25 protein-coding genes are annotated in these 24663 nt (G+C 39.5%); 16 read left to right on the forward strand and 9 right to left on the reverse strand.

The features are described from left to right. Positions 1 to 62 precede the first annotated feature (62 nt). Positions 63 to 1208: an MDR family MFS transporter gene (locus RE409_RS02830; RefSeq protein ID WP_201225033.1), complete on the reverse strand. Its 1146-nt coding sequence runs from the start codon at positions 1206 to 1208 to the stop codon at positions 63 to 65. A 51-nt stretch (positions 1209 to 1259) separates the two neighbouring features. Here RE409_RS02830 and RE409_RS02835 point away from each other — a divergent pair, with 51 nt between their 5' ends. The 8 genes from RE409_RS02835 (at position 1260) to map (ending at position 9371) form a co-directional block, all read left to right on the forward strand. Next, entirely contained in the window at positions 1260 to 2357 is a 1098-nt protein-coding gene (locus tag RE409_RS02835; RefSeq protein ID WP_201183036.1) for an AbrB family transcriptional regulator, read from the forward strand. A gap of 373 nt (positions 2358 to 2730) precedes the next feature. Beyond that, positions 2731 to 3522, forward strand: a complete 792-nt coding sequence (motA, locus tag RE409_RS02840) for a flagellar motor stator protein MotA (RefSeq protein WP_057218176.1) — start codon at positions 2731 to 2733, stop codon at positions 3520 to 3522. Then, entirely contained in the window at positions 3515 to 4270 is a 756-nt protein-coding gene (gene motB / locus RE409_RS02845; protein WP_201183033.1) for a flagellar motor protein MotB, read from the forward strand. The genes motA and motB overlap by 8 nt, the downstream gene beginning before the upstream one ends. Continuing rightward, positions 4263 to 4607 carry a late competence development ComFB family protein gene (locus RE409_RS02850; protein WP_242486811.1) on the forward strand — a complete coding sequence of 115 codons (345 nt, stop codon included), beginning with the start codon at positions 4263 to 4265 and terminating at the stop codon, positions 4605 to 4607. Before motB ends, RE409_RS02850 begins: the two co-directional genes overlap by 8 nt. A 247-nt stretch (positions 4608 to 4854) precedes the next feature. After that, positions 4855 to 6060 (forward strand): IS200/IS605 family element RNA-guided endonuclease TnpB, encoded by a 1206-nt coding sequence (gene tnpB / locus RE409_RS02855; RefSeq protein ID WP_201222258.1) that lies wholly within the window; start codon positions 4855 to 4857, stop codon positions 6058 to 6060. A 161-nt stretch (positions 6061 to 6221) separates the two neighbouring features. Further along, positions 6222 to 6737, forward strand: a complete 516-nt coding sequence (locus RE409_RS02860) for a type 1 glutamine amidotransferase domain-containing protein (protein WP_201183030.1) — start codon at positions 6222 to 6224, stop codon at positions 6735 to 6737. Positions 6738 to 7047: 310 nt separating this feature from the next. Beyond that, the gene (locus RE409_RS02865; RefSeq protein WP_201181938.1) at positions 7048 to 8406 is read left to right on the forward strand and encodes an IS1182 family transposase; all 1359 of its coding nucleotides are present in this window, start codon (positions 7048 to 7050) and stop codon (positions 8404 to 8406) included. A gap of 218 nt (positions 8407 to 8624) precedes the next feature. Beyond that, positions 8625 to 9371, forward strand: a complete 747-nt coding sequence (gene map, locus RE409_RS02870; RefSeq protein ID WP_201183028.1) for a type I methionyl aminopeptidase — start codon at positions 8625 to 8627, stop codon at positions 9369 to 9371. 69 nt (positions 9372 to 9440) lie between these two features. Here the strand turns inward: map and RE409_RS02875 are convergent, their stop codons facing one another. The 4 genes from RE409_RS02875 to RE409_RS02890 all read right to left on the reverse strand — a co-directional run bounded on the left by RE409_RS02875 (position 9441) and on the right by RE409_RS02890 (position 11792). Further along, positions 9441 to 9683 carry a DUF2164 domain-containing protein gene (locus RE409_RS02875; protein WP_201183026.1) on the reverse strand — a complete coding sequence of 81 codons (243 nt, stop codon included), beginning with the start codon at positions 9681 to 9683 and terminating at the stop codon, positions 9441 to 9443. 12 nt (positions 9684 to 9695) lie between these two features. Beyond that, positions 9696 to 10211, reverse strand: a complete 516-nt coding sequence (gene mobB, locus RE409_RS02880) for a molybdopterin-guanine dinucleotide biosynthesis protein B (protein WP_201183024.1) — start codon at positions 10209 to 10211, stop codon at positions 9696 to 9698. Next, a complete protein-coding gene (glp, locus tag RE409_RS02885; protein WP_309558500.1) occupies positions 10199 to 11464 on the reverse strand; it encodes a molybdopterin molybdotransferase MoeA in 1266 nt (421 codons plus the stop codon). The genes mobB and glp overlap by 13 nt, the downstream gene beginning before the upstream one ends. Before the next feature lie 103 nt (positions 11465 to 11567). Next, positions 11568 to 11792, reverse strand: coding sequence for a DUF1128 domain-containing protein (locus tag RE409_RS02890; RefSeq protein ID WP_053344366.1), 225 nt, complete (start codon positions 11790 to 11792; stop codon positions 11568 to 11570). Positions 11793 to 12022: 230 nt separating this feature from the next. On the opposite strand from RE409_RS02890, the gene RE409_RS02895 reads away from it, so the two are divergent. Continuing rightward, on the forward strand, positions 12023 to 12424 hold the full coding sequence (locus RE409_RS02895; RefSeq protein WP_201222254.1) for a YtxH domain-containing protein: 402 nt from the start codon (positions 12023 to 12025) through the stop codon (positions 12422 to 12424). A 16-nt stretch (positions 12425 to 12440) separates the two neighbouring features. Beyond that, positions 12441 to 13280 (forward strand): YihY/virulence factor BrkB family protein, encoded by an 840-nt coding sequence (locus RE409_RS02900; protein ID WP_201222252.1) that lies wholly within the window; start codon positions 12441 to 12443, stop codon positions 13278 to 13280. A 223-nt stretch (positions 13281 to 13503) separates the two neighbouring features. Here the strand turns inward: RE409_RS02900 and RE409_RS02905 are convergent, their stop codons facing one another. Then, entirely contained in the window at positions 13504 to 15423 is a 1920-nt protein-coding gene (locus RE409_RS02905; RefSeq protein WP_201250102.1) for a heavy metal translocating P-type ATPase, read from the reverse strand. Positions 15424 to 15758: 335 nt separating this feature from the next. Further along, the gene (locus RE409_RS02910; RefSeq protein WP_056522482.1) at positions 15759 to 16925 is read right to left on the reverse strand and encodes an MFS transporter; all 1167 of its coding nucleotides are present in this window, start codon (positions 16923 to 16925) and stop codon (positions 15759 to 15761) included. A 190-nt stretch (positions 16926 to 17115) separates the two neighbouring features. Here RE409_RS02910 and cax point away from each other — a divergent pair, with 190 nt between their 5' ends. After that, positions 17116 to 18183 (forward strand): calcium/proton exchanger, encoded by a 1068-nt coding sequence (cax, locus tag RE409_RS02915; RefSeq protein ID WP_053347939.1) that lies wholly within the window; start codon positions 17116 to 17118, stop codon positions 18181 to 18183. Positions 18184 to 18651: 468 nt separating this feature from the next. Next, positions 18652 to 19467 carry a YfkD famly protein gene (locus RE409_RS02920; protein ID WP_053344371.1) on the forward strand — a complete coding sequence of 272 codons (816 nt, stop codon included), beginning with the start codon at positions 18652 to 18654 and terminating at the stop codon, positions 19465 to 19467. 44 nt (positions 19468 to 19511) lie between these two features. On the opposite strand, the gene yfkAB is transcribed toward RE409_RS02920, so the two are convergent. Continuing rightward, positions 19512 to 20633 carry a radical SAM/CxCxxxxC motif protein YfkAB gene (yfkAB, locus tag RE409_RS02925; RefSeq protein ID WP_309559225.1) on the reverse strand — a complete coding sequence of 374 codons (1122 nt, stop codon included), beginning with the start codon at positions 20631 to 20633 and terminating at the stop codon, positions 19512 to 19514. A gap of 155 nt (positions 20634 to 20788) precedes the next feature. Here yfkAB and RE409_RS02930 point away from each other — a divergent pair, with 155 nt between their 5' ends. Continuing rightward, positions 20789 to 20977, forward strand: coding sequence for an SE1561 family protein (locus RE409_RS02930; RefSeq protein ID WP_053344373.1), 189 nt, complete (start codon positions 20789 to 20791; stop codon positions 20975 to 20977). Between the two features lie 318 nt (positions 20978 to 21295). Continuing rightward, a complete protein-coding gene (locus RE409_RS02935) occupies positions 21296 to 22864 on the forward strand; it encodes a fumarate hydratase (RefSeq protein ID WP_274606919.1) in 1569 nt (522 codons plus the stop codon). 47 nt (positions 22865 to 22911) lie between these two features. Here the strand turns inward: RE409_RS02935 and RE409_RS02940 are convergent, their stop codons facing one another. After that, on the reverse strand, positions 22912 to 23049 hold the full coding sequence (locus RE409_RS02940; RefSeq protein ID WP_162878737.1) for a hypothetical protein: 138 nt from the start codon (positions 23047 to 23049) through the stop codon (positions 22912 to 22914). A 111-nt stretch (positions 23050 to 23160) separates the two neighbouring features. Between RE409_RS02940 and RE409_RS02945 the strand changes: the two genes are divergently transcribed. Continuing rightward, positions 23161 to 23346, forward strand: coding sequence for a hypothetical protein (locus RE409_RS02945; RefSeq protein ID WP_201183013.1), 186 nt, complete (start codon positions 23161 to 23163; stop codon positions 23344 to 23346). Between the two features lie 430 nt (positions 23347 to 23776). Continuing rightward, complete coding sequence (gene pdaA, locus RE409_RS02950; protein WP_201250100.1) at positions 23777 to 24562, forward strand: delta-lactam-biosynthetic de-N-acetylase; 786 nt, start codon at positions 23777 to 23779, stop codon at positions 24560 to 24562. Positions 24563 to 24663 lie beyond the last annotated feature (101 nt).

Raw genomic sequence — 24663 nt, forward strand, 5'->3', positions numbered from 1 at the left:
TAAGAGTTTGACCCCTATATAATCATTCTACCTTGAACTGTGAGTTTGTGGGGGTGGGAAATCTAGTAAATAGTGGAATTGCTGCGCTGTTCTTTTTCATAAATGGAAAACATGATGAAATATAAAACGGCGCTTGCGATTGCCAGCGCACTAAGAATGCCAAATGTCCAATTGTAACCAATCCATCCTGTCATGGGAATGGCCAATGGTGCTAACATTCTACCAATTGTGAAACGCAAGCTTGCTGCAGCAAAATATTGCCCCCGCATATGTGCCGGAGCGAGCTTGGATACAAATCCCTGCTGAATGCCCTCTGTCAAAAGCTCAGCTAATGAAAACAAAGCAATTGCGATAAATAACCCCCAAATCCATTGTGTCGATCCAAATAAAATTATCGAGAAGCAGTAGGTAATTGAAGAGGCAATGAATACGTTTCTTTCTTTATAGACGGACGTCCACTTTGTGACAGAAATGGTTAAGAGCGCAACGAATAATCCATTTTCTGCAAGCAAGAGTCCAAAAGTCTGCTCTGCTTTTAAGTTGAACGAAAATACAGATTGCAGGTCGACCATTTCTATAATATATACGGGAAACAATAAATCAAGCTGCATGAATGTCTGATAGATCAATACACCAGCGATGATAAAGAGCAGAAAGACCTTATCGCGGATAATCACCTGATAGTCCCGTATCTGGTTCAGTAAAAAAGAAAAGCCATTTTGCTCTTTTTCGGGGGTTTTTGTTAGAAAAGCTGTTTCGGTTACCCATCTTTGCAGAATGAAACCAAGAAGGATATTAATGATGGCGGCAATCCCTAACAGCTCGAATCGGTGTTTAGCATAAAAAATGCCTCCTAAAATTGGACCTATGACCACTGCAATGTTGATGGAGGTATAAAAAACAGCAAAAACTTTGCTGCGATCTTTTTCTGGAATCACGTCGGCGACCATCGCCTGGCTCGCTGGATTATAAAAGGCGCTGAATATACTTACCGCGGTGAAACTAACAAATCCTATAATCGGAGAATCAAGCCAAGGAGAGCTGGACCAAGCAAAGAAGATGTAGGCGAAGCCCTGCCCGAATGTTGAAATAACCATCATGCGTTTTCTCCCAAATCGATCTGCACAATAACCGCCAAATAAATTGGCCAAAACGGCAAAAAACCCCAGGCGAAAACAAGAGAGGGTAGTAGACTTGAAACAGGTTATTTTATGTTAAGATGAAAGATGAAATTATGGTAGATAAAGAAGGGTAATAATATGAAAACATATTTAGTTGAGAGTAAGATTTTTAGAGTTATTTTCACCGCTTTTCTAGCTTTCATAGGTGGGTTCGTGTTTAATCGTCTTGGAATATATTTACCGTGGATGCTCGGACCATTATTTGTGGTGATGATTGCTAAAATCAAATTAGGAAAGTACATGTTATGGTCTAAACCCTTTAGAAGCACTGGATTGGTTATTCTTGGTTTACAACTAGGAAGTTCATTCACGAAACAATCGTTAAATGAAATGATTGAATATTTGCCCATCATGCTTTTTACGACGGTTGCTATCATTTTATTTACGGTATTAACTGGTTGGTTTGTTGGAAAGCGAATGAATTTATCTTTGAGTACGTCCATGCTTGGCAGTTTTCCTGGTGGTCTGTCTCAGATGGTGGTCCTAAGTGAGGAAATGAAGGATAGTGATGAAACAATTGTTGGCTTCATGCAGACGCTTCGAGTCATCCTTGTTATATCCATTGTTCCCTGGCTTGTGACTCACGTTATGACAGTTGATTCGGTTGCGGTAGTAAGTGTTTCGGATCGGCCCTTTTTCATGTTTGATTATGATTGGAAATTAGCCATTCTGATGATTGTAACCTTTCTATTATTCATTTTCATCACCAAAAGGGTAAACTTCCCGCTGCCATTTTTACTTGGGCCTCTCATGGCGGCAGCCCTATTTAATTTGGCAGGACCTGGGGCACCGCAAATTCCTGATTTTTGGTTGAACTTTTCACAATTGCTGATTGGCACGCATTTAGGGTATACATTGAAGGTCGACAATCCTCGACTTTTCAGAAAGATGTTCGGAGCAGTATTCGTTAGTAATGTCCTGTTAATTGGATTTTGTTATTATCTTTCGATTCAGTTTGCTCCCATCCTATCTATACCGGCTAACGAATTGTTTTTAAGTATGGCACCAGGCGGTGTGGCAGAAATGGCAGTAACAGCTATGTCTGTTCATGTGGATTTATCTGTGGTCACTAGTTTCCACTTATTCAGAATTTTATTCATTTTATTTTTACTCTCACCCATCATCAAATGGCTGGATGGTAGAAATATATGGTACCAGAAAAAAGAACGAGGCTGACATGCTTCGTCTTTTTTTTGTCTAAATATTTTTCATTTTAATAGATTAATAAGAAAAGGGTGAATGAGATAGAGCGGAGGGCACATTGGAACAATAGAGAAGATATCGTAAAATTCCTTTTTAAACAAGGTTTTTATGGAAAAAATTAATATATAAAAACAGGGCGGCTTGAAATTCCCTTTTGACGGAAACTTTGTCTGAACTGAAATATGCTATGGAATCTGTCCTTAATAAGGAGTAAAGCAGGTAGATTTTGTGATAATAGAATGAAATTTTAAATTCTATCCAATGGAATAGTAAAATAATACTCATTTTTTTCAAACTTCATCCGATATAAAGGGCAGATAAGACTTTTAATGAATGGGTGAGTATTATGGATATAACATCGGTTTTGGGAGTAGTTCTAGGGATTGTGGCTATTTTAGTGGGAATGGTATTGAAAGGCGTAAGCATTACAGCGCTGATTAACCCGGCAGCTATCTTGATCATTATTGTAGGGACAATAGCTTCTGTTGTAACGGCTTTCCCTTTTTCAGAATTAAAAAGATTGCCAAAAATATTAAAAGTTTTATTCTTAGAACAACAATTAACAAAGCCTGAAGAACTAATTAAAACCTTTTCTGAATGGGCGGTCATTGCCAGAAAAGAAGGCTTATTGGCTTTAGAAATTATTTCGGATCAAGTCGACAATACCTTTTTGAAAAATGGGTTGAATCTTGCGGTCGAGGGTCAGAGTGCTGATTATATTCGTGATATTTTAGCAGAAGAAATAGACGCAATGGAAGAACGTCATCTAAGCGGGGCTGCAATTTTTAGTCAGGCTGGCACATATGCACCGACACTTGGAGTATTGGGTGCGGTAATCGGGCTGATCGCTGCATTAGGTAACATGGCTGATACCGAGGCATTAGGACATGCCATTTCTGCAGCGTTCGTAGCAACCTTGATGGGAATTTACACAGGGTATGTGTTATGGCATCCATTTGCGAATAAGCTTAAGCGGAAATCGCAACAAGAAGTCCGGATAAAAGAAATGATGATAGAAGGAATTTTATCGATCATCGAAGGGGAAGCGCCAAGAACGATAGAACAAAAACTAACATCCTATTTGCCTGCTGAAGATCGTAAAAAGTGGTTAGAAGGCGATGTGAGAGAAGATGGCTAGGCGGAAAAAAAAACAGCGGCATGAAGAGCATATTGATGAGTCATGGTTAGTACCTTATGCCGATATCTTAACTTTGCTTCTTGCACTTTTTATCGTCCTTTTCGCTTCGAGTTCGGTTGATGGAGTTCGATTCCAACAATTATCTAATGTGTTTAATCAAGTGTTTACGAGCGGGACGGGATTTATGGATTTCCCCAGCGATTCTCCCAGCAATAAACCAACATCACCGGAACAAAGTACAGGGGCAGAAGAACTTAAGAGGTTAGGTAAAAGCGAAAAGAAACAGCTTACAGAGGTTCAGGAACGTGTAAATGCATATATTAAAAAGAACGGTTTAACAGATAAATTGGGTACGAACCTCACGGATGAAGGCATGCTGATATCAATTAGGGATAATGTGCTGTTCGAATCAGGCGTGGCAGAGGTTAGAAGTGAAGATCGAAAAATGGCTAAGGAAATTTCAAATCTTCTAGTTATGGACTTACCCAGAAACATTATAATAAGCGGACATACCGATAATATACCGATTCAGACTTACAGGTATGATTCGAACTGGGATTTAAGCGTTATGCGTGCGGTTAATTTCATGAAACTTCTCCTCGGAAATAAAGACTTGGATCCCGAAATGTTCAGCGCAAAAGGTCATGGGGAATTTAAGCCAGTTGCTTCTAATAAAACAAAAAATGGAAGAGCGAAAAACCGGCGTGTTGAAATACTGATTGTTCCGCGGACGGCAATAAATGAGTGAAAACCTGTCTGGTATGGACGGGTTTTTCTTTTTTAAAGGAGTATGTATGGAAAGAGAATATACAAATGTTATGGAAGAGATTGTTGTGACTTGGGTGCAGATTTTAATGGCTGGAATGGAATATCAAACGTTTTGCTCGTGCAACAAATGTAAGAATGACATTATCACATTATCTTTGAATGCCCTGCCCAATTATTATGTAACAACGGAAGAAGGGCGGAAGCGGATATTTGAAAACTTGAATACAGATGAAAACCGAAAGTGGATTAACAAAAGACTTATTAGTGCCATACATGTGGTAGGTAAATTCCCCAAACATAATCAGAATAGAACATGACAGGAGCTCAGAGTCTTGGATCAAAAATCATCTATAAATTTAATAACCTTATACGAGAGTTATTGGTATATATATGGAGGACATTATTATTTTTTATCATTTCCCACCAGAAGACTCCCTCTTAAAGCGTGTGAAGGGCGAGAGCACAACGGTAAGGGGGAGATGAATGGCGGTTGGCATAAGCCAAAGTAATCTTTTTGCAAACATACGTTCGATGGTTAATAATAACTATAAGGGGGTGAAACCAATGGTCGTAAACAAAGCTTATAAATTTCGAATCTATCCAACTAAAGAACAACTAGTTCTAATCAATAAAACGATCGGCTGCTCCCGTTTTGTCTATAACTTCTTTTTAGGCAAACAAAAGGAGAAAGATGCCTACTGGTATATTTGTGAAGAAATGAAGCAGAACGGCCAATTACCCTCTAATGAACGGAAAGGTTCTTTTCTGAATAAATACGAAACAATCAAAGAACTTCCAGCTTTAAAGAAAGAGTACTCTTTCCTGAAAGAAGTAGACAGTATTGCCTTACAGAAATCGGTGGAAAATTTAGCAGATTCCTATAGTCGATATTATAAAAAGCAAAACAAGTCACCACGCTTCAAATCGAAAAAGAATCCTATCCAGTCCTATACGACTAAACATACGAATGGGAATATTGGAATTGTTGGAAACAAAATCAAATTGCCAAAACTCGGTCTAGTTCGTTTTGCTAAAAGCCGCGAAGTCGAAGGGCGAATCATCAATGCCACAATTAGGCGGAACCCTTCGGGTAAATATTTCATTTCCGTTTTAGCCGAAACCCATGTACAAGTACTTCCTAAAACGAATCGTTCGTGCGGTGTAGATGTTGGTTTGAAGAACTTTGCTATTCTTTCAGATGGTACGGTCTATCAAAACCCAAAATTCTTCCGGACGGTCGAAAAGAAATTGTCCCAAGCACAACGGATTCTTTCAAGGCGACAAGAAATAGCCTTGAATCAAAATAAACCATTGGCTGAAGCCAAAAACTATCAAAAACAAAAACGAAAAGTGGCTATCCTACACGAAAAAATTTCAAATGCCCGAATGGATTACTTACATAAAGTTTCTACCGAAATCATCAAAAACCACGATGTTATTGGAATGGAAGACTTGCAAGTGTCGAATATGATGAAAAATCAAAAACTAGCTAAAGCTATTAGTGAAGTATCTTGGTACCAATTCAAAAAAATGTTGGAATACAAAGCAAAACGGTATGGTAAACAAATCGTGACCGTATCTAAAACGTTTGCTTCTAGCCAATTGTGTTCTAGCTGCGGTTACCAAAATAAAGACGTTAAACATCTGAATCTTCGTGAATGGGATTGTCCTTTTTGTTCTACTCGCCACGATCGAGATATTAACGCAGGACTCAATCTAATGAATGAAGCCTTAAGGCTTCTAACCGTAGGAACTACGGGAGTAGCCTAATTAAAAATTGGCCGATAGGCTAATGTTCTTAGGAATCCCCCACTTCAATCGGACCGTAAGGTCGATAAGTGGTGGGTAGTTCAAGTGTTTATTTATTCTACATGAGGGAACATAAATGGAGTAAGTTCATTCGATCTAAAAATGGAGGAGATGAATTTTTTATGAGTAAAAAAATCGCATGTGTAGTAACGAATATGTTTGAAGACTCGGAGTACAGTGAACCGGCAAAAGCATTTGAGGAAGCCGGCCATACGGTAACTACGATTGAAATGGAACAAGGGAAAACTGTTAAAGGCAAACAAGGTGAAGTCGAAGTCACAATAGATGAAAGCATCGATTCAGTAAAACCAGAGGAGTTTGATGCTTTGTTCATTCCTGGAGGTTTTTCCCCAGACCAGCTACGTGCAGATGCACGCTTCGTAACGTTCGCAAAATCGTTCATGGATGAAAAAAAACCTGTATTTGCAATCTGTCATGGACCACAGTTGCTGATTACTGCCAAAACACTTGAAGGACGTCATGCAACAGGGTATAAATCTATTAAGGTAGATATGGAGTATGCAGGTGCTACATATTTAGACAAAGAAGTCGTTGTTTGCGGCGATCAACTTGTCACCAGCAGGACACCAGAAGATATCCCAGCCTTTAATCGAGAGTCACTTAGATTATTGAAATAAAAAAATCCCGACGCCGTCGGGATTTCAGACTGTAGACAAACTCGATGAAAATCGATTTTGTCTACAGTTTTTTTGAGGGGTTGTAAAAATTCGAACGTTGATTGGAACGTAGGGCACTCGCTTTCCGCGGGCGGTCAGGGAGCCTCCTCGGCGCCTTTGCGCCTGTGGGGTCTCCCTTGGACACGCATTTCCCGCAGGAGTCTCGCACCTTCCGTTCCAATCAACTTTGTTTTAACAATTAGATATAACCACTTTTGCCTACAGTCCTTTTTGTTTTAATATAGAAGTATTAAAACTTGAGGTGATGACGATGCTTTCGAAACATAATTCTATTCAGCGAGATCAACTTGAAATGATTACTTTGGATCAACTGGTGCCAGCGAACCATTTGGTTCGTAAAATTGAGGGGGCCATTGACTTCACTTTCATTTATGACTTGGTGAAAGAGATGTATTCAGAGATAGGGCGCCCAAGTATTGATCCAGTTATATTAGTTAAATTGACATTCATTCAATATACCTTCGGTATTCGTTCGATGCGTAAAACGATTGAAGAAGTTGAAACGAATATGGCTTACCGTTGGTTTTTAGGTTACGGTTTCCATGATAAAGTACCTCACTTCTCAACGTTCGGGAAAAATTATGAGCGTCGCTTTAAAGATACAGACCTGTTTGAACGGATTTTTTATCGTATCTTAATGACAGCTTCAGAAAGAAAGTTAATAAGTGCAGAGCACGTATTCGTTGATTCAACACATGTGAAAGCCAGTGCGAATAAGCGAAAATTCGAAAAGAAAATCGTTCGTAAGGAAACACGAGCATATCAAGGACGCCTTCAAGAAGAAATAAATCAAGATCGTGAAAACAATGGAAAGAAGCCTTTTCCACCGGATAAATTTGATAAAGAAGAAACCAAAGAAATTAAAGAAAGTACAACTGACCCTGAGAGTGGCTACTATGTAAAAGATGAACGAACAAAACAGTTTGCCTATTCATTTCATGCGGCTGCGGACCGCAACGGTTTTGTGCTGGGGACGATTGTAACACCGGGAAATACGCATGATAGTCATATCTTAGAGCCTCTTGTTGAACAAGTGATTGAGAAAGTTGGAAAACCTGAAGCTGTTGCCGCAGATGCAGCTTACAAAACACCAGCCATTACAAGCTACCTTTTTGGGAAAGAAATCACACCAGCTTTACCCTATACACGTCCACGAACAAAAGAAGGGTTCTTTCGCAAGCATGACTATGTTTACGATGAACATTTTGATTGTTATCTCTGCCCATCGGGCGAGATTTTAAAGTACTCAACAACAAATAAAGAGGGCTATCGCGAGTACAAATCACCCAAACACACTTGTGCGACATGCTCATTTTTATCACAGTGTACAGTAAGCAAAGACCATCAAAAAGTGGTGACACGCCATATCTGGCAAAATTATATGGAAGAAGCAGATCATCTGCGTCATCACAAGGATGTAAAACCTATATATGCGAAACGTAAAGAAACAATAGAGCGTGTATTCGCAGATGCAAAAGAAAAGCATGGTATGCGTTGGACTACTTTAAGGGGACTTAAAAAATTGTCGATGCAGGCGATGCTTACTTTCGCTGCCATGAATTTAAAGAAGATAGCCAATTGGACATGGCAAGGTCCAAGAATGGCTTAATAAAGTGGGCTCGTAGAGGCCCAATCTCTTAATCTTGAGCAAAATTCAAAGGGAATTTCAAAAGGGGTCCGGAATTAAAACATTCCGAACCCCTTTTGTCTACAAACTGAAATCCCGACGCCGTCGGGATTTTTTCTTTAATATGGTTTTAAGGATTCATATACTTCCATCTTTGCAGTAAAATAAAAGGAGAGACGAAAAAAAAGGAAGTGTAACGATTGATCGTATTAAAATCTGCACGTGAGATTCAAGCGATGCATGACTCAGGTAAAATTTTGGCAGCTTGTCATAGGGAAATTGCAAAATTAATTGTACCCGGTGTGACAACATGGGAAATTGAAGAATTTGTTGAAGGGTTTTTAAAGAAACATGGGGCGAAGCCAGAACAAAAGGGTTACAAAGGGTATGAATATGCGACATGCGCAAGCATCAATGAAGAAATCTGTCATGGTTTTCCTCGAAAGACACCTTTGAAAAATGGCGATATCGTAACAATTGATATGGTTGTTAATTATAACGGCGCGCTTTCAGACTCTGCCTGGACGTACCCGGTCGGTAAGGTTTCAAAGGAAACGGAACACTTACTGCATGTGACAAAGGAATCTTTATATAAGGCGATTGAAGTATCTGTAGAAGGCAATCGTATTGGCGACATTGGTCATGCTATTCAATCATATGTAGAAGCGGAAGGCTTCTCTGTCGTCCGTGATTTTATCGGCCACGGGATTGGAAATGTTATTCATGAAGAGCCTCAAGTTCCGCATTATGGATTGCCAAATAAAGGGCCGCGCCTAAAAGAGGGCATGGTATTCACAATTGAACCGATGGTGAACGTAGGTACATATAAAGCCAGCAGGGATGCGAATGGTTGGACCGCCTCTACTGCAGACGGGAAATACTCGGCTCAATATGAGCATACGATTGCCATCACAAAGAACGGACCACTTATTTTAACGGAACAATAATGATTTGGTTATCTTATCTCCTAAAAAGCGAAAAAAACAGCATCGAAAATTGATGCTGTTTTTTTCATTTCATTTAATTGGTCGTTCCAATGAATATAAATCTTCTTCGATGTTCCCAATTCGGTCCTCAATTACTGTTTTAGCATCTTTAATGCCCTCGTTATATATAAAGGGAGCGATGTTGTCGAGAATGAATTGTAAGTGGTTTTCAGCAGCAATTTCGCCAATTTTTTCACCATTCTCCTGGTAGACATACTCTTGAATGCGTTCAATCATCGCGCGTCGCTTTTCTAAGGGAAATTGAATAAACATAAAAAAACTCCTTCATATCTGTTCTAGAAACCATGAAATGAAATGATCCGAATTTAAAGGGAAGACGGGTACTGAAGCATTGCTCATTGATTGCTCCAAACAGTCAGGCCAAGCAATAATTGCTTTGATATTATTAAGCTGTTTTAGTAATAGAAGGTCATTTTCCTCTTTGATTAGAATTACCTTAGGAAAGTCTTCCTGTTTGTATCCTTCGATCAAAATCACGTCGGGATGAAAAAGAGCCAGCAATTGAATCAGCTCTGCTATAGAGGTTCCATTTCTAAAGTTGCCAAGTAATTCAATCGTCCCGTCTCCTTCAACAAGTGATGCAGCTGCCCCAGCCTGAAAGTGTTTGGTCGAATCCTTTATACTTGTATGATCGGGTTTTCCGCCATGCCCATGATGCTTTAATACGGCTGTTTCCAAGTTTACTGCGCGAAGCTTCTCAATTATATTCGTAATGAAAGTCGTTTTTCCTCTATTTTGGTAGCCGACCACTTGAAATATAAATGGTTTCACCAAGGCCATACGCATCCTTCTTGGTCATCAAGAAGAAGGACGTCCACGATATCGCCAGTTTTGAATCCACGAGTGCCTCCAGGTAATACGGTTAGTGAATTTGCTCCTGCAAGGCTTGTTGTTATATTGGATTTATCTACACCACTAGGGATAACCTTCAGTTGGCCAGATTCGAAAAATAAACGAGTTCGCAAAAGCCGTGAGAAGGGATTGGGCTTTAAGAAATCCTCAGCCAATTGCGCTTTTTCTTTTCGTAAATGAGGCTGCTCAGAAAACAGCATGGTTCGAATAATCGGTCTTGCAAATAACTCAAAGCCGACATAACTGGCAGATGGATTACCAGATAAGCCGAATAGAAATTTATTATTAAATACAGCAACTGTTGTTACACTGCCAGGGCGCATGGCTACTTTATTGAATAAAACATTAGCTCCTATTTTCTGGTAAATGTCAGGGAGAAGGTCGAAATCACCGACGGAGACGCCCCCCGTTGTAATGAGAAGGTCGACTTCCTCCAAGGCTGAGGAAATCGCCTCATAGCTTAAGTCAAATTCATCCTTAAGTTTTCCATAAAAACGAACTTCTCCTCCTGCTCTCTGAATTTGGGCGGAGATGGCATGAGAGTTGCTATTGCGAATTTTTCCCGGTTGCAATGGTTCACTGACATCTAGAAGTTCTGACCCTGTAGCAAATAAGCCGACGACAGGCTTTTTGGCAACTGGAACTTCAGCGTAACCGAATGTAGCAAGCAAGCCGATGATGCCTGGATTAATCATTGTGCCTTTTTTGACAAGAATATCACCTTTTTTTGCATCCTCTCCTTTGAAAGACACATTTTCGCCTGCGTTAAGAGAGCGTTTAAAGGATATGTATTTCTTCCCGTCCTTTTCAAATTCCTTGGTGAGCTCGAGCATAATAACTGCATCACATTCATCTGGCATCTGGGCTCCAGTCATGATTCTTGCTACCTGGCTTTGTTGCACAGGAAGAGTAGAAACCATCCCTGCAGCCAACTCTTCTATCACTTCGAATTCGAGCGGATTATTAAGGGAACCTTCAGCCGTATCTTCAGACCTGAGGGCAAAACCATCATACGGTGAACGGTTGAAATGTGGAACATCATTTGTGGCTATAATATCTTGAGCTAAAAAACGATAATGACTTTCCTCAAGAGCAACTATTTCCACCTGTCCTTCTAATTTATGTTTCATCACTTTTTCTACTGCATCTGCGAGACTAATGGGCGTTCTTCTTTCTACCATACCTACAACTCCTGTCTGATTGTCCAATAATATTCACTATAACAAATTTAGCAGAATTCTTTAATAAATAAAAAACCCTCACCATTATGGGAGGATTTGGATGTTATTTATTACGGAGTCTTCCAAGTTCTTCAGCGATTGCTTCCATTTCACGGACACTAAAGTTTGTTTTTTTCATCACCATTTTATAAATATCATGAAGTTCTTCATACATTTCGATATCGAAATGGGTGGATTTGATTGCTCCGAAGTTCATTACTTTTAGTTTATCCTTGATTGCTTCTACCATAAACTCGACACTTTCGGCTGTATTTTGTGTTAAATCCATTTCCCTCATCCTTTCACACGTTTCTAAATTATTTTCATCTTTGCATGATTACCCCTATAAGTCAATGAATATTCAGTAGGAAAACGACGCATTATCTCCGATTTACTTGATTGTCTCGCGTTTTAATGTGAGCATGTTTGGGAAAAGATAGGAAAAAACTTTTTTAAACACTGTATAATGGAGATAACCACCATTACCCATCAACTAATATATGACGAGGAGGAGAATATATGAGCAACATTCGTGAAGAATATAAGTGTGCAAAGAAAAGTAAATTTATGCAAGCGGTTTTTATAGGGGCTCTAGCTGGGGCTGCTGTTAGTCTTTTTGATAAAAACACGCGAAGTTCCGTATTGGCAAACAGCAAAAGTTGCATGAATAATATGAAAGAACTAGTGAAAAACCCCAATGGAATCCTAACTCAAGTACGTGAAACATCTTCAAAAGTTCGTGCCACAGTTGAAAAAATTTCCGATGATGTATCCTTCATTTCCCAAAGAGTAGAGGAGATGAAAGATATTCCATCGCAAGTTGCGCATGTTGTGATGGAGACGAAAGAGGTCTTCTCTGCGGAAGGACAGCAAGAATCGTCTTCAAACCATGATTTAGAAGAGCGTATTCCCTTAAATTAGATAATGAGGTGGAGGTATGGCCGATAAAAAAGAATGGTTGAAATGGTCATTCTTCAAAACTTTCATAAAACGGTTACAAGTGGATGATGTGTCGGGACTTGCCGCCCAGCTGTCCTATTTCTTTTTACTTTCCCTGTTTCCGTTACTTATTTTCCTATTTACTTTATTGGCCTACCTGCCATTTTCACAGGAAGATATTTTACGTATAGTCCGTTCATATGCACCAGATGGTTCTATGGCAATCATTGAGGGAAATCTAGCAGAAGTTATGGAAGGGAATAGTACCTTATTGTCGTTTGGTGTCATCGGAACAATATGGTCAGCATCTAATGGAATGAATGCAATTATTAAAGCCTTTAATCACGCATATGGTGTAAAAGAAAGTCGAACTTACTTTATTTCCCGGGGAATGTCGATTATTCTCACATTAGCGATGATTTTTGTTTTTATTGTCGCTTTGTTGCTTCCTGTATTCGGAAAGCAGATAGGTATATTTTTATTTGCCGAATTTGGGCTATCTGACGAATTTTTGTCGATTTGGAATCATATGCGCTGGGTGATTAGCACAATTGTATTATTTATCGTGTTTACGATCCTCTATTTGATAGCGCCCAACAAAAAGTTGAAATGCCTGACAGTGCTTCCGGGTGCTATTTTTGCCACGGCTGGCTGGAGTCTCGTTTCCTTTTTATTTTCTTTTTATGTAGCGTACTTCGCAAATTATTCTGCAACTTATGGGAGCCTTGGTGGGATAATCGTGTTAATGGTCTGGTTTTACTTATCAGGGCTAATCATAATTCTAGGCGGGGAAATTAATGCACTCATAAGTAATAAAGAACAGCCAAAATGTGAATGAGCTTCCTAAAGTTCCCGTAATAGCTATAAGTCCTGCAGCTAATGCTAATCAAGAAATGACGACTTAGTAGTAGGGAGGAATTCTTTCATGGGTAAAAGCAACAAAAAGCAAAAAGGAAAAAAAGGTTCGAACCATAAAACGTCAGGTTCTGCTAATGGGAAAAACGGCTATCACTAAGTAGAATGAACACAAAAAAAGGGGCCTTATAGGCTCCCTTTTTTGTTTAGTTTTTCAATAATCTTAAACTGTTCAGAATAACTAGAATGGTGCTTCCTTCATGGCCAATTACGCCATATGGAAGGTCGAGGAATTGAAGGAAGTTGGATGCAATCAGAACCATAATGACAGAAATCGAGAAAACGACGTTTTGTTTAATGATTCGGTTCATTTTCTTAGATAACCTTACTGCTTCGGCAATACGCGGTAGGTCATTCTTCATTAGGACAACATCCGCTGTTTCCAACGCAACATCTGTGCCTTCGCCCATTGCAATCCCGACAGAAGCAGTTGCAAGTGCAGGTGCATCATTAATTCCATCTCCAACCATTGCTACAGTACCGTATTGTTCTTTCAACTTTTTCACTTCAGTAACCTTAGTTTCAGGTAAGCATTCAGCAATATATGCATCGATATGGCTCTCAGATGCAATCGCTTTAGCGGTCTTTTCACCATCGCCTGTCAGCATAACGGTATGAATGCCTTCATTTTTCAATGCTTCGATAGCAGTAATCGTTTCTTCACGCACCACGTCTTTCAATGTAAGAATGCCGGCAATACCTTGATTGTCTCTTGCATAAACTATCGTCTTTCCTTGTTCAGCTAGTGTTAGTGCAATACCGTTTTGAAATTGTTCGGCTTCACTTCTTCCGACGAAATCAGCTTTTCCTACTTGCCAAAGCACTCCGTTGAAATATGCTTGAACCCCATTACCTGAGATATCTTCCATATTATCCGGTTTAATGATGTCTTTAACTAATTTAGTTTTAGCGTAGCGCACAATTGATGTTGCCAAAGGATGGTTCGAATAATTTTCAACAGATGCAATATGGAATAGGAAATCTTCTTCGTTTAAATCTTCACGGATAATTACATCCGTTACCTCTGGTTTTCCTTTTGTTAATGTTCCGGTTTTATCTAAGGCAATTGCTCTCAAGTTGCCAAGATTCTCAAGATGGATACCGCCTTTAAATAGAATTCCATGACGAGCACCATTAGAGATGGCAGATAGCGTAGCTGGCATAATAGAAGCTACGAGGGCACAAGGTGAAGCAACAACAAGCAAAATCATTGCCCGGTAAAATGTTTCGGTCCAACTCCACCCTAATACAAAATGCGGTACGAACAACATCAAAGCGACAACGGTTAATACAATTTTTACATAGGTTCCTTCAAAACGTTCAATGAACAGCTGAGAAGGAGACTTTTCACTTTGTGCAGATTGAACGAGAGTAATTATTTTTTGAAATAACGTTTCGTTTGCTGGTTTTGTAATTTCTACGGTAATCGTTCCACGCAGATTCACTGTTCCCGCAAATACTTCATCATCCAATGACTTACTAACTGGAATAGATTCGCCAGTGATCGCCGCTTCATCAATATTGGTACGTCCGTCCGTGATTTTTCCATCAGAGGGTATTCTTTCACCTGGTTTTACCAAAATTAGGTCCCCGACTTGTAGCAGGGAAACGGATACGGTTTCTTCATATCCATTTGTGATTCGCAGCGCTTCTTCCGGCTGTAAATCCATAAGTGCTGAAATTTCTTTATGACTTTTATTCATTGTGTATGTTTCAAGCGCCCCGCTCAAAGCAAAGATGAAAATTAAAATCGCGCCTTCCGTCCAGTATCCGATAATCGCAGAACCGATGGCCGCGAAAATCATTAGCATCTCAACATTCAATTCCTTATCGGCAAACGTATCTTCAATTCCCTCTTTTGCTTTAGCATAACCGCCGATTAGGAAGGAAGCTAAATATATAACGATAGAAGGAGTTTCAAGTCCATTCTTAGAAAGCACCCAGCCTAATAATATTAATACACCGCTAAACAATGCGGCAATAAGTTCTAGATGGGGTTTTACTTTTTCCAACCAAGAGGTTTCGCATGCAGTCGGTTGTGTTAATTGTTTAGTATCAGTGGTCATAAGATTCCCTCCCATATTCTTTTCTATTTTTGTGTAAATGATATAGATTATCATTTGTATAATATCTAATTGAGAAAGATAATCAACGTCATTTCTCTGAGTAAAATATGAAAGCTGTCACCAAAATTGCGATGACAGCAACGATTTCAAAGGTTTATTAACGTGATGTTCTTTTTATTAATATTATATTAACACATATCCTATTCAAAAATAAAGAAGAATGATTCTAATGTAGGAAAAAATATAAAGAACCATAAATTATATCATTTGACCACTATATGATAAAAACAATACAAATTGAATAATAAATGGAGTAGTTCAGATAATAAACTATACTACAAGCTTGGAGCAGGCATTTTTTCCTTAAATAGCACCAGTGAAATAAAGACAAGAAGAAGCATTATACTAATTAGATAGAAAAAATTACCTCCTTGTAAGTATTCGATGACTAAACCACCGAAAAACGGACCACCAATGCTGCCGAGACTGTAGAAGATGCTGCATAACAGATTTCCTGCAGGTAATAGGTTGCGAGGCAAAAGGTCTGCCATATAACTGATTCCTAAAGAGAAAGTCGAACCCACCATCATCCCGCCAAGCAGGAAGCAAATGAACAGACCGATTACGGAATATGAAACAATTCCAGCTAGAGTAAATACGGTAAAGCCTGAAAAAAGAATGATCAGCAAGATTTTTCGTCGGCCAAATCGGTCACTGAGCATTCCAAGCGGAATCTGTGAAAGCAAAGTACCACCTGAAAATGCTGGAATGATAAGCGATACTGCGGTTAAATCAATTCCAGAGCGCAATGCGAATACTGGAAAGTTACTATTCAATGAGGATTCAAGTACACCAAAGGTGAATGGAAGTAAAAAGGCGACCCATGCGATGCGACTCACTTTCGTAAACCGTTTAAGTGTACCGAAGAATGATGTGCTTTCTGATTCATCTTGTTCAGGAAGCTCGTTTTTAATCAGGAATACAGTCATCCACGTAAGCAGGCTTAGTATGGATGTAATGATGAATGGCAAAGACTGATTAATCTCCAGAAGCTTCGTCATTAGCGGACCAACCATGAAACCAAGACTGAAAAATAGTCCATAAATAGCGATATTCCTTCCGCGCTTTGCTGAAGGGGAAATAGCGGTAATCCATGTCTGGGTAGCAAAGTGAAGGGTATGATCACCGATTCCGATGAAAAAACGCAGAGCAAACCAAAACCAGAATGATTTCCAGACCGGAAATAAGGCAAGTGAAAGAATTACAGTTATTCCGCCAAACAATATTAATGGCTTATAGCCATATTTGCGGAGAGGTGCTTCCATAAAAGGAGAAATTAAAAGAATCCCAATATAAAGTGACGCAGCATGAAATCCATTTAAGGAAGAGCTAATTCCGTCATTTTCGAAAATAATTGCGATAATTGGCAGAAGCATTCCTTGAGAAAATCCAGATATGCCGACCATACAAATTAGAACACTAATAAGCAGCTTTTGATTCATAAGTTTTCGTCTCCTAAGATATGTATACCTTGTTGATGTTACATCCAGGGGAGAGGGTTAAGCAATAGAAATTTGGGTAAATGTTGACAAGAAGAGAATATCGTTAATAAATCCCTTTTTCATTTCGGGAAAATTATGTATGATAATTTTTGTTACATATTAAATTGCATATAGGATTGTGAGGAGAAATATCGTGGATAAAATATTTTTGGGGCTCGTTCTCTTAGGTGTCCCTTTATCAGTTATAGGTTCTTTGATGCATTGGCCGAGTGTAATCATGTTTATCGTGTATTGTTTAACAATTATAGCGCTCGCAGGTTTTATGGGCCGGGCAACGGAAAGTCTAGCGATTGTGATGGGCCCAAGGATTGGTGGACTGTTGAACGCAACCTTTGGTAATGCAGTGGAACTGATTATTTCCATTTTTTCATTAAAGGCAGGGCTAGTGGGTGTCGTATTAGCCTCCTTAACTGGATCGGTATTAGGAAACTTATTGTTGGTGGCAGGACTTTCCTTTTTTATTGGGGGGACGAGGTACAAACGGCAGAAATTTAATGTGTTCGATGCAAGGCATAACGCTGGTCTGCTAATCTTCGCCGTTATTGTTGCTTTCGTGATACCGGAAGTGTTCACTCAAAACATGAGCGAATCAAGTACAATGTCGTTAAGTGTCGGAATTTCCATTATTTTAATCTTATTATACTTAGCGGCATTATTCTTTAAATTAGTTACTCATCGCGGGGTTTATCAGCATGCGGAAAAAAGAGAAGCCCATGAGGAACATGAAGAGGAAATACCGGAATGGAGCAAGAAAAAGGCCATTACAATTCTTGCAGTTGCTACATTGGCTGTTGCTTACGTATCGGAAAAACTTGTTCATACTTTCAGTGAAGTCGGGGAGACGTTCGGGTGGACAGAGTTATTTATCGGAGTCATTATCGTTGCCATCGTAGGTAACGCGGCTGAACATGCATCAGCCGTTATTATGGCATATAAAAATAAAATGGATGTCGCTGTTGAGATTGCAGTCGGTTCTACGCTGCAAGTAGCGATGTTCGTTGCTCCTGTCCTAGTGTTGATATCATTAATGTATCCAACACATATGCCGCTTGTTTTCACATTGCCTGAGTTGATTTCTATGGTTACGGCTGTCTTTCTGATGATTATGATTTCGAATGACGGGGAAACGAACTGGTTTGAAGGGCTTACCCTGTTGGCTGCTTACTTTATTATGGGGATTGGATTTTACTTATTATAAGAGTGTCAGGCCTTCCAAATCGGGAGGTCTTTCTTTATGAGAAATGCGGATACATAAAAATGACTCTGCCCAGGTTATTTAGCAGAGTCATTTCTATATTAGTAAATTACCATTCATAAATTAATCCAAAATTTTTCATCATGCTTCTGTTAAAGTTGAGAAATAATTCTAGAGTGTTACACCATCCTTTTACATCAAATTTAAGTAAGTGGCGAATTCGTTTTTCTGTCATCCTTGAAAAGGGTGTCTTAGATCGATAAGCATACCTCCTGAACGTTTATTAGGTATGAACGATTTCGCCTCCTTTTTATAATGTAAGTTAAGTATAACCGATTTATATAAAAAAGTAAATATTCTGAACTTTACAAATTTATTACAAAATCAACATGTTATTGAAATGTATAGAATGTTGAGGAAAAACAAAATCTATAAACAAAATGATTGAACCTTTTAAAGGAGTGCTACAGCATGAGACGACTTATTCTTATTACAGTGTTTGCCCTAACTGCCTTTATTCAGGCGAATGTAAGTTTTGCAGCCCCTATATCAGCCGGAGATAAAACAACTCCGAACAAGGTGAATATCCCACCTTCCGTATTAAATATTGCGAAGGAGAATACGTATCCGAACTCGACTCAGGATCTTCCAATGCTGCAGCCGAGTGAGTTTGCTAAACAGTTGATTGATTCATCGGATATTAAGATTGAAAATCCAGAACTCATTCATATGTTGAATGAATCAGCAATTGCAAAAGCACCGCTTGCTTTTGGTTACAGGGCGACCATTTACCTTGGCCATTGGGCGTTGAATTACGAGTCTTCCGAGACGGCCCCCAATTGGGAATATCAAAAGATCAATATGAATTACTATGATAATCGCGGCGGTGATGTTCCATACAGAATCCGTTATGTCCAAGAAAACCAAAAGGCAGTGAGTGGTGGACTAACAGCGAAAATTCCTAAGGCCGAGGATGTTAAAAAGATGATGCTATTAAAAGCTACGGAAAAGACCCATTTGCCACTCGCTTTTGAAACGATTGTTGGAGCTGGTACGAAAAAAGATGAAGTATACAATGTTGCTTCAAATCGGATTGGTTATTTATCTAGCTATGCTTCTGCCGTCAATGAAAAAGGTAAGGTCACCTATGGAGAAGTATATTTGAACCTTAAAGGAAATAAACGCTCGATTACGATTAAAAATATTACCTCGCAAGGCATAGGAGCTTGGATACCAGTTCAGGACCATGTTTCCTTCAGCTTTACTGTTTCGCAACAGCCACGGTAATGAAGGTGAAGTAAAAAAACTCGCCTGATTGGCGAGTTTTTTTCTCATATATTAGACTTTCTTACGCTGAAGTCTTCTTTAGGGTAATATGCATTTTTGACAAGAACATTCGGACCGAGACATTTAACCGACGAACAGTGGCAGTTTAATTCATTGGCCAGCTTCGAATTCATCCATGTTTCATAGGATTCGGCTAACGGCTGATCAATGATATTTCCCAAAGTGGGTGCATCCCCAAAATCGGTAACAATGACTTCTCCGGTAAAAATATTGACATTCAAACGAGAGCGTCCATCAGGGTCATTCCGAACTGTCACTTTTTTAGCACTGTAAAGCCGCTGAAGCAGCTTTAATTCTTCTTTGTTGTTGTTACATGGATAGAATGGGAGCGTTCCGAAAAGCATCCATACATTTTCATCCCGAATATCAAGTAGATGATGAATCGCCTCGCGCATGTTCTCCAATGATAACGTTTCAAGTGCTGAGGCGAAATCACTTGGGTACATCGGATGTATTTCATGGCGCTGACATCCCATTTCATCGACAATCTGTCTGTGGATATGCTCAAGATGCGGCAAGGTGCGTTTATTAAGCATCGTTTCTGCAGAAACTAGTACACCTGCTTTTGTCAGGGCACGGGAATTTTCAATCATTTTATCAAATAATTTTTTTCGTTGCTCGCGCGAAGGTTTGCGGTCCATCATGGCAAAACCGATATCGATGAATTCATCGATCGTTCCCCAGTTATGGGAAATATGAAGAACATCCAAATAGGGTATGATTTCCTCATACCGTTCCAAGTCAAGGGTCAAGTTAGAATTGATTTGGGTACGAACTCCACGGTTACGAGCATATTTTAATAAAGGTAAAACATAATTTTTCACTTGTTTTTTAGAAAGCATTGGTTCACCGCCAGTTATACTTAGCGAGCGAAGCAATGGTATCTCATCGAGGCGCTGAATTATTAATTCTAAAGGAAGAGCATCCGGGTCTTTTGGCTGAAGTGTGTAACCGACAGCACAATGTTCGCAACGCATATTGCAAAGGGTAGTGGTTGTGAATTCGACATTGGTAAGACTGAGCTTTCCGTATTGTTCAACGTCCATATATGCTTCCCAAGGATCATACTTGGGTGTGATTGGTGTTAAAAGATCTTGCTTGATCATAGACATGTTTAAAACTCCTTACGTAATAATGCACTAACCCATTATGAACAATGGGCACAAAAATTGTCAAATGGCGGAGAGCTTCATTTTAGCTTGCCATTGCACTTTCAAGAGGATTTCGTTACGATGGAAGAAGAACGGAAGGAGAGTGCCTCATGGGAAAAACCATTACAGGTAAAAACGAACAATTAACATACTTAAAAGAACGCCTCACGATGTTCATGGAGGTTCTTGACCATATTGAACCAGAAAATACAGAATTAGAAGATATTGATCGCTTAATCGGCATGCTTGATGATTTGGAAGTTAAAGTAGAACAATTTAAAACGCGCAAAGAAGGATAATATCTGTACGATAGTATGATTTTTTTATAATTAATATTCGTAAAGGGATGACGCTATTTACTCGTCATCCCTTTATATATGTAATGAAGAAAAATGGTTATTCAGTATTAGGTAATGATTGGGAATGTTTTTTTTGCTTTATGCTAATCTTAGCGCCCCTGATTATTTCTCTTTACACCGATTTCCATTAAGAAAATTAATTACTTGTTTTCGAAAGATTATGTTAGATGTATAATAAAACGGGTGTTGTATCATTCGCTCTTAATAGAGAAGCGGTGAATGATTAAATCTAGGGGAAATAAGAGGGGGAAGAGAAATTTGGATATTCAAAAATTCCAAGAAAGTATGTACAGTCTTATCGTTGAAACTTCAACGAATCTTCCAAAGGATGTTCGTCGTGCGGTCAAAAGTGCGAAACAACGTGAAAATGCAGGTACGCGTTCAGCGTTGAGCCTAACAACAATCACGAATAATATTACAATGGCTGACGACAATGTATCACCGATTTGTCAGGATACAGGTCTGCCGACATTTAAAATTAAAACTCCAGTTGGTGTGAACCAACTTGAAATAAAAGAAGCAATTCGAAATGCAATCATTTTAGCAACAAAAGGCGGAAAGCTTCGTCCAAACGCAGTTGACTCTTTGTCAGGTGAAAACAGTGGGGATAACCTTGGGGAAGGTCTTCCTGTCATGAAATTCGATCAATGGGAAAAAGATTACATTGATGTGCGTCTTATATTAAAAGGCGGTGGCTGTGAAAATAAAAATATTCAATACAGTCTTCCGATGGAGATTGAAGGATTAGGTAAAGCCGGCCGTGATTTAGACGGAATCCGTAAATGTGTTCTTCATTCCGTATACCAAGCGCAAGGACAAGGCTGTAGCGCAGGGTTCATCGGCGTTGGTATCGGGGGAGACCGTTCATCCGGATATGATTTGGCTAAGGCTCAACTTTTCCGCAGTAACGAAGATGTGAATCCGAATGAGGATCTTCGTAAACTAGAAGAGTATATCATGGAGACGGCAAATGAATTGGGAATTGGCACAATGGGCTTTGGCGGCGAAACAACACTGCTTGGCTGTAAAATTGGTGTCATGCACCGTATTCCGGCAAGCTTTTTCGTATCGGTTGCTTATAACTGTTGGGCTTTCCGTCGCTTAGGTGTGAAAGTGAGCCCAGAAACAGGAGAAATCAATGAATGGCTATATCAAGATGGTGAGAAAATTGACTTTGCTCTAGAAGCAGAAAAAGCAGCGAAAGAAGAAGTAGCCGCAGCAATAGAAGCTGAAGTTGAAGCACCGCGTGAAATCATCCTTCAGGCACCAATTACGGAAGAACAAATCCGTGAGCTGAAAGTTGGTGACGTAGTCCGGATTAACGGAAGAATGTATACTGGCCGTGACGCGATACACAAGCACTTGTCTGAAAACCCTGCACCAATTGACCTTGATGGACAGATTATCTATCATTGTGGGCCGGTTATGCTTAAGGACGAAGAAGGTAAATGGCACGTGAAAGCTGCAGGTCCGACAACTAGTATTCGTGAAGAACCATACCAAGGCGATATCATGAAAAGATTTGGCATTCGCGCTGTTATCGGTAAAGGCGGAATGGGTCCAAAAACACTAGAAGCACTAAGCGAACACGGTGGTGTTTATTTAAACGCGATCGGTGGCGCAGCTCAATATTATGCAGACTGCATTAAATCAGTCGAAGGTGTGAACTTCACTGAATTTGGTATTCCTGAAGCAATGTGGCACCTGAAAGTTGAGGGATTTACCGCAGTTGTTACCATGGATTCACATGGAAACAGCCTGCATAAAGACGTACAGCAATCTTCATTAGAAAAACTGTCACAATTCAAAGAACCTGTATTTAAATAAGATGTATGCAAAAGACGCTCACCAATTCGGTTGAGCGTCTTTTTACCTTACTCTTCTATTTTCGGCAATGGATCAATCCTTTTTGAATCCCCTAAATTCAATCCACTTTTCACAAAATAAACAAACAGCCCCGCACCTAATCCCAGACAACCAATAAAGCCTAACGTAATCACCCATTCCAGCATTGTATACGCCCCCTTGCTAATGTATATGAAAAAAAAGGCTATTATTGCCTTAAAAAAGTACAATCTTTTTGCACCTTTGCTCATACATTAGAAGAGAAAGGGGGGAGTAAAATGCAAAATAGCATCTTATTGTTCTTTGTCGCAATGTTAACAGGTTTTGCTTTCATCCATCTTCCTGTGGCAGGCACGATTTTCTCCGGACTTGAACCAACTTTAGACGTAATTGGAATTGTAACCGTTATCGTTTTTGCCATCGTCATCATTTGGAAGGCGGTACAGGCGTTATTTAAAGGGTAAATAGATAGGGGGCCAATCCTTTTAGGAGGATAGGCCTTTTTTGCGTGGAATTCGTTCGTTGTGGAATTCGTCCGTAACCGGGGATAATTTGGCCTATAGAACAATAATTCGGCCGTCATCGGCAATAATTCGACCTACAGAACAATAATTCGACCTACAGAAAGATAATTCGTCCGTAACTGGCAATAATCCGTCCTACAGAACAAAAATTCGCCTGTCACCAGGGGAAATTCATCCTACAGAACAAAAATTCGACCGTCATCGGCAAAAATTCGACCTACAGAAAGATAATTCGTCCGTCACCGCAAAAATTCGACCTACAGAACAAAAATTCGACCGTCACCACGAAAAATTCGACCTACGACAATATCATGCATATAAATCTTCATGTTCCAAACACTAAGAAAAAAAGAACATGGGGGATAATCCAATGAAAAAAATGGCGATTCTATCCGTTTTTATATGCTTAATCTGCTCTTTAGCAAGTCCGGCTTTTGCGGAGTCCTATAATTGGGGCTTCAATAAAGGGAAAAACGGAACTCCTGCCGATGCAGGAAAAAACTTCAATGAAATGCTGCCTAAATATGAAGCAATTTATAAAGGTGACACAACGAAAAAAAACATATATTTAACGTTTGATAATGGTTATGAAAATGGATATACGGCACAGATCTTAGATGTGTTAAAAAAACATAAGGCCCCAGGAACTTTTTTCGTCACTGGTCATTATTTAAAAACCGCACCGGAGCTTGTTGTCCGTATGGCGAATGAAGGTCATATCGTCGGAAACCATTCCTGGAATCACCCTGATATGACCAGTGTGACGGATGAAGTCATTCGCACGGAACTGCAACGGGTTAAAAAAGCAACTGAAAAATTAACGGGCCAACAGGGGATGAACTACCTAAGGCCGCCGCGTGGTGTATTCAATGAGAGAACAATGAAAGTCGCACAAAAAGAAGGATATTACCACATTTTCTGGTCGCTTGCTTATAAAGACTGGGTCGTTGACCAACAAAAGGGTGCAGCTTACGCTCATGATGAAGTGCTTAAACAGATTCATCCAGGGGCGATTTTATTACTGCATACTGTTTCAAAAGATAATGCAGAGGCGCTTGACTCGATTTTGACTGATCTTGAAAAACAAGGATACAAATTCAGCAGTCTTGATGAATTAATGATTGAAAAACACCTGCCAAATCGAATGCTTTATTAAAATAAAAAGCGGAACCTGAAGTGAGATTACAGGTCCCGCTTTTTTCCATTCTCCTCATTTTTAAGTAATATTTCAGGAAACATGCTATAATACGTGGAAAA

The sequence above is a fragment of the Peribacillus sp. R9-11 genome (genome assembly GCF_031345095.1).
Classification (GTDB): Bacteria; Bacillota; Bacilli; order Bacillales; family DSM-1321; genus Peribacillus; species Peribacillus butanolivorans.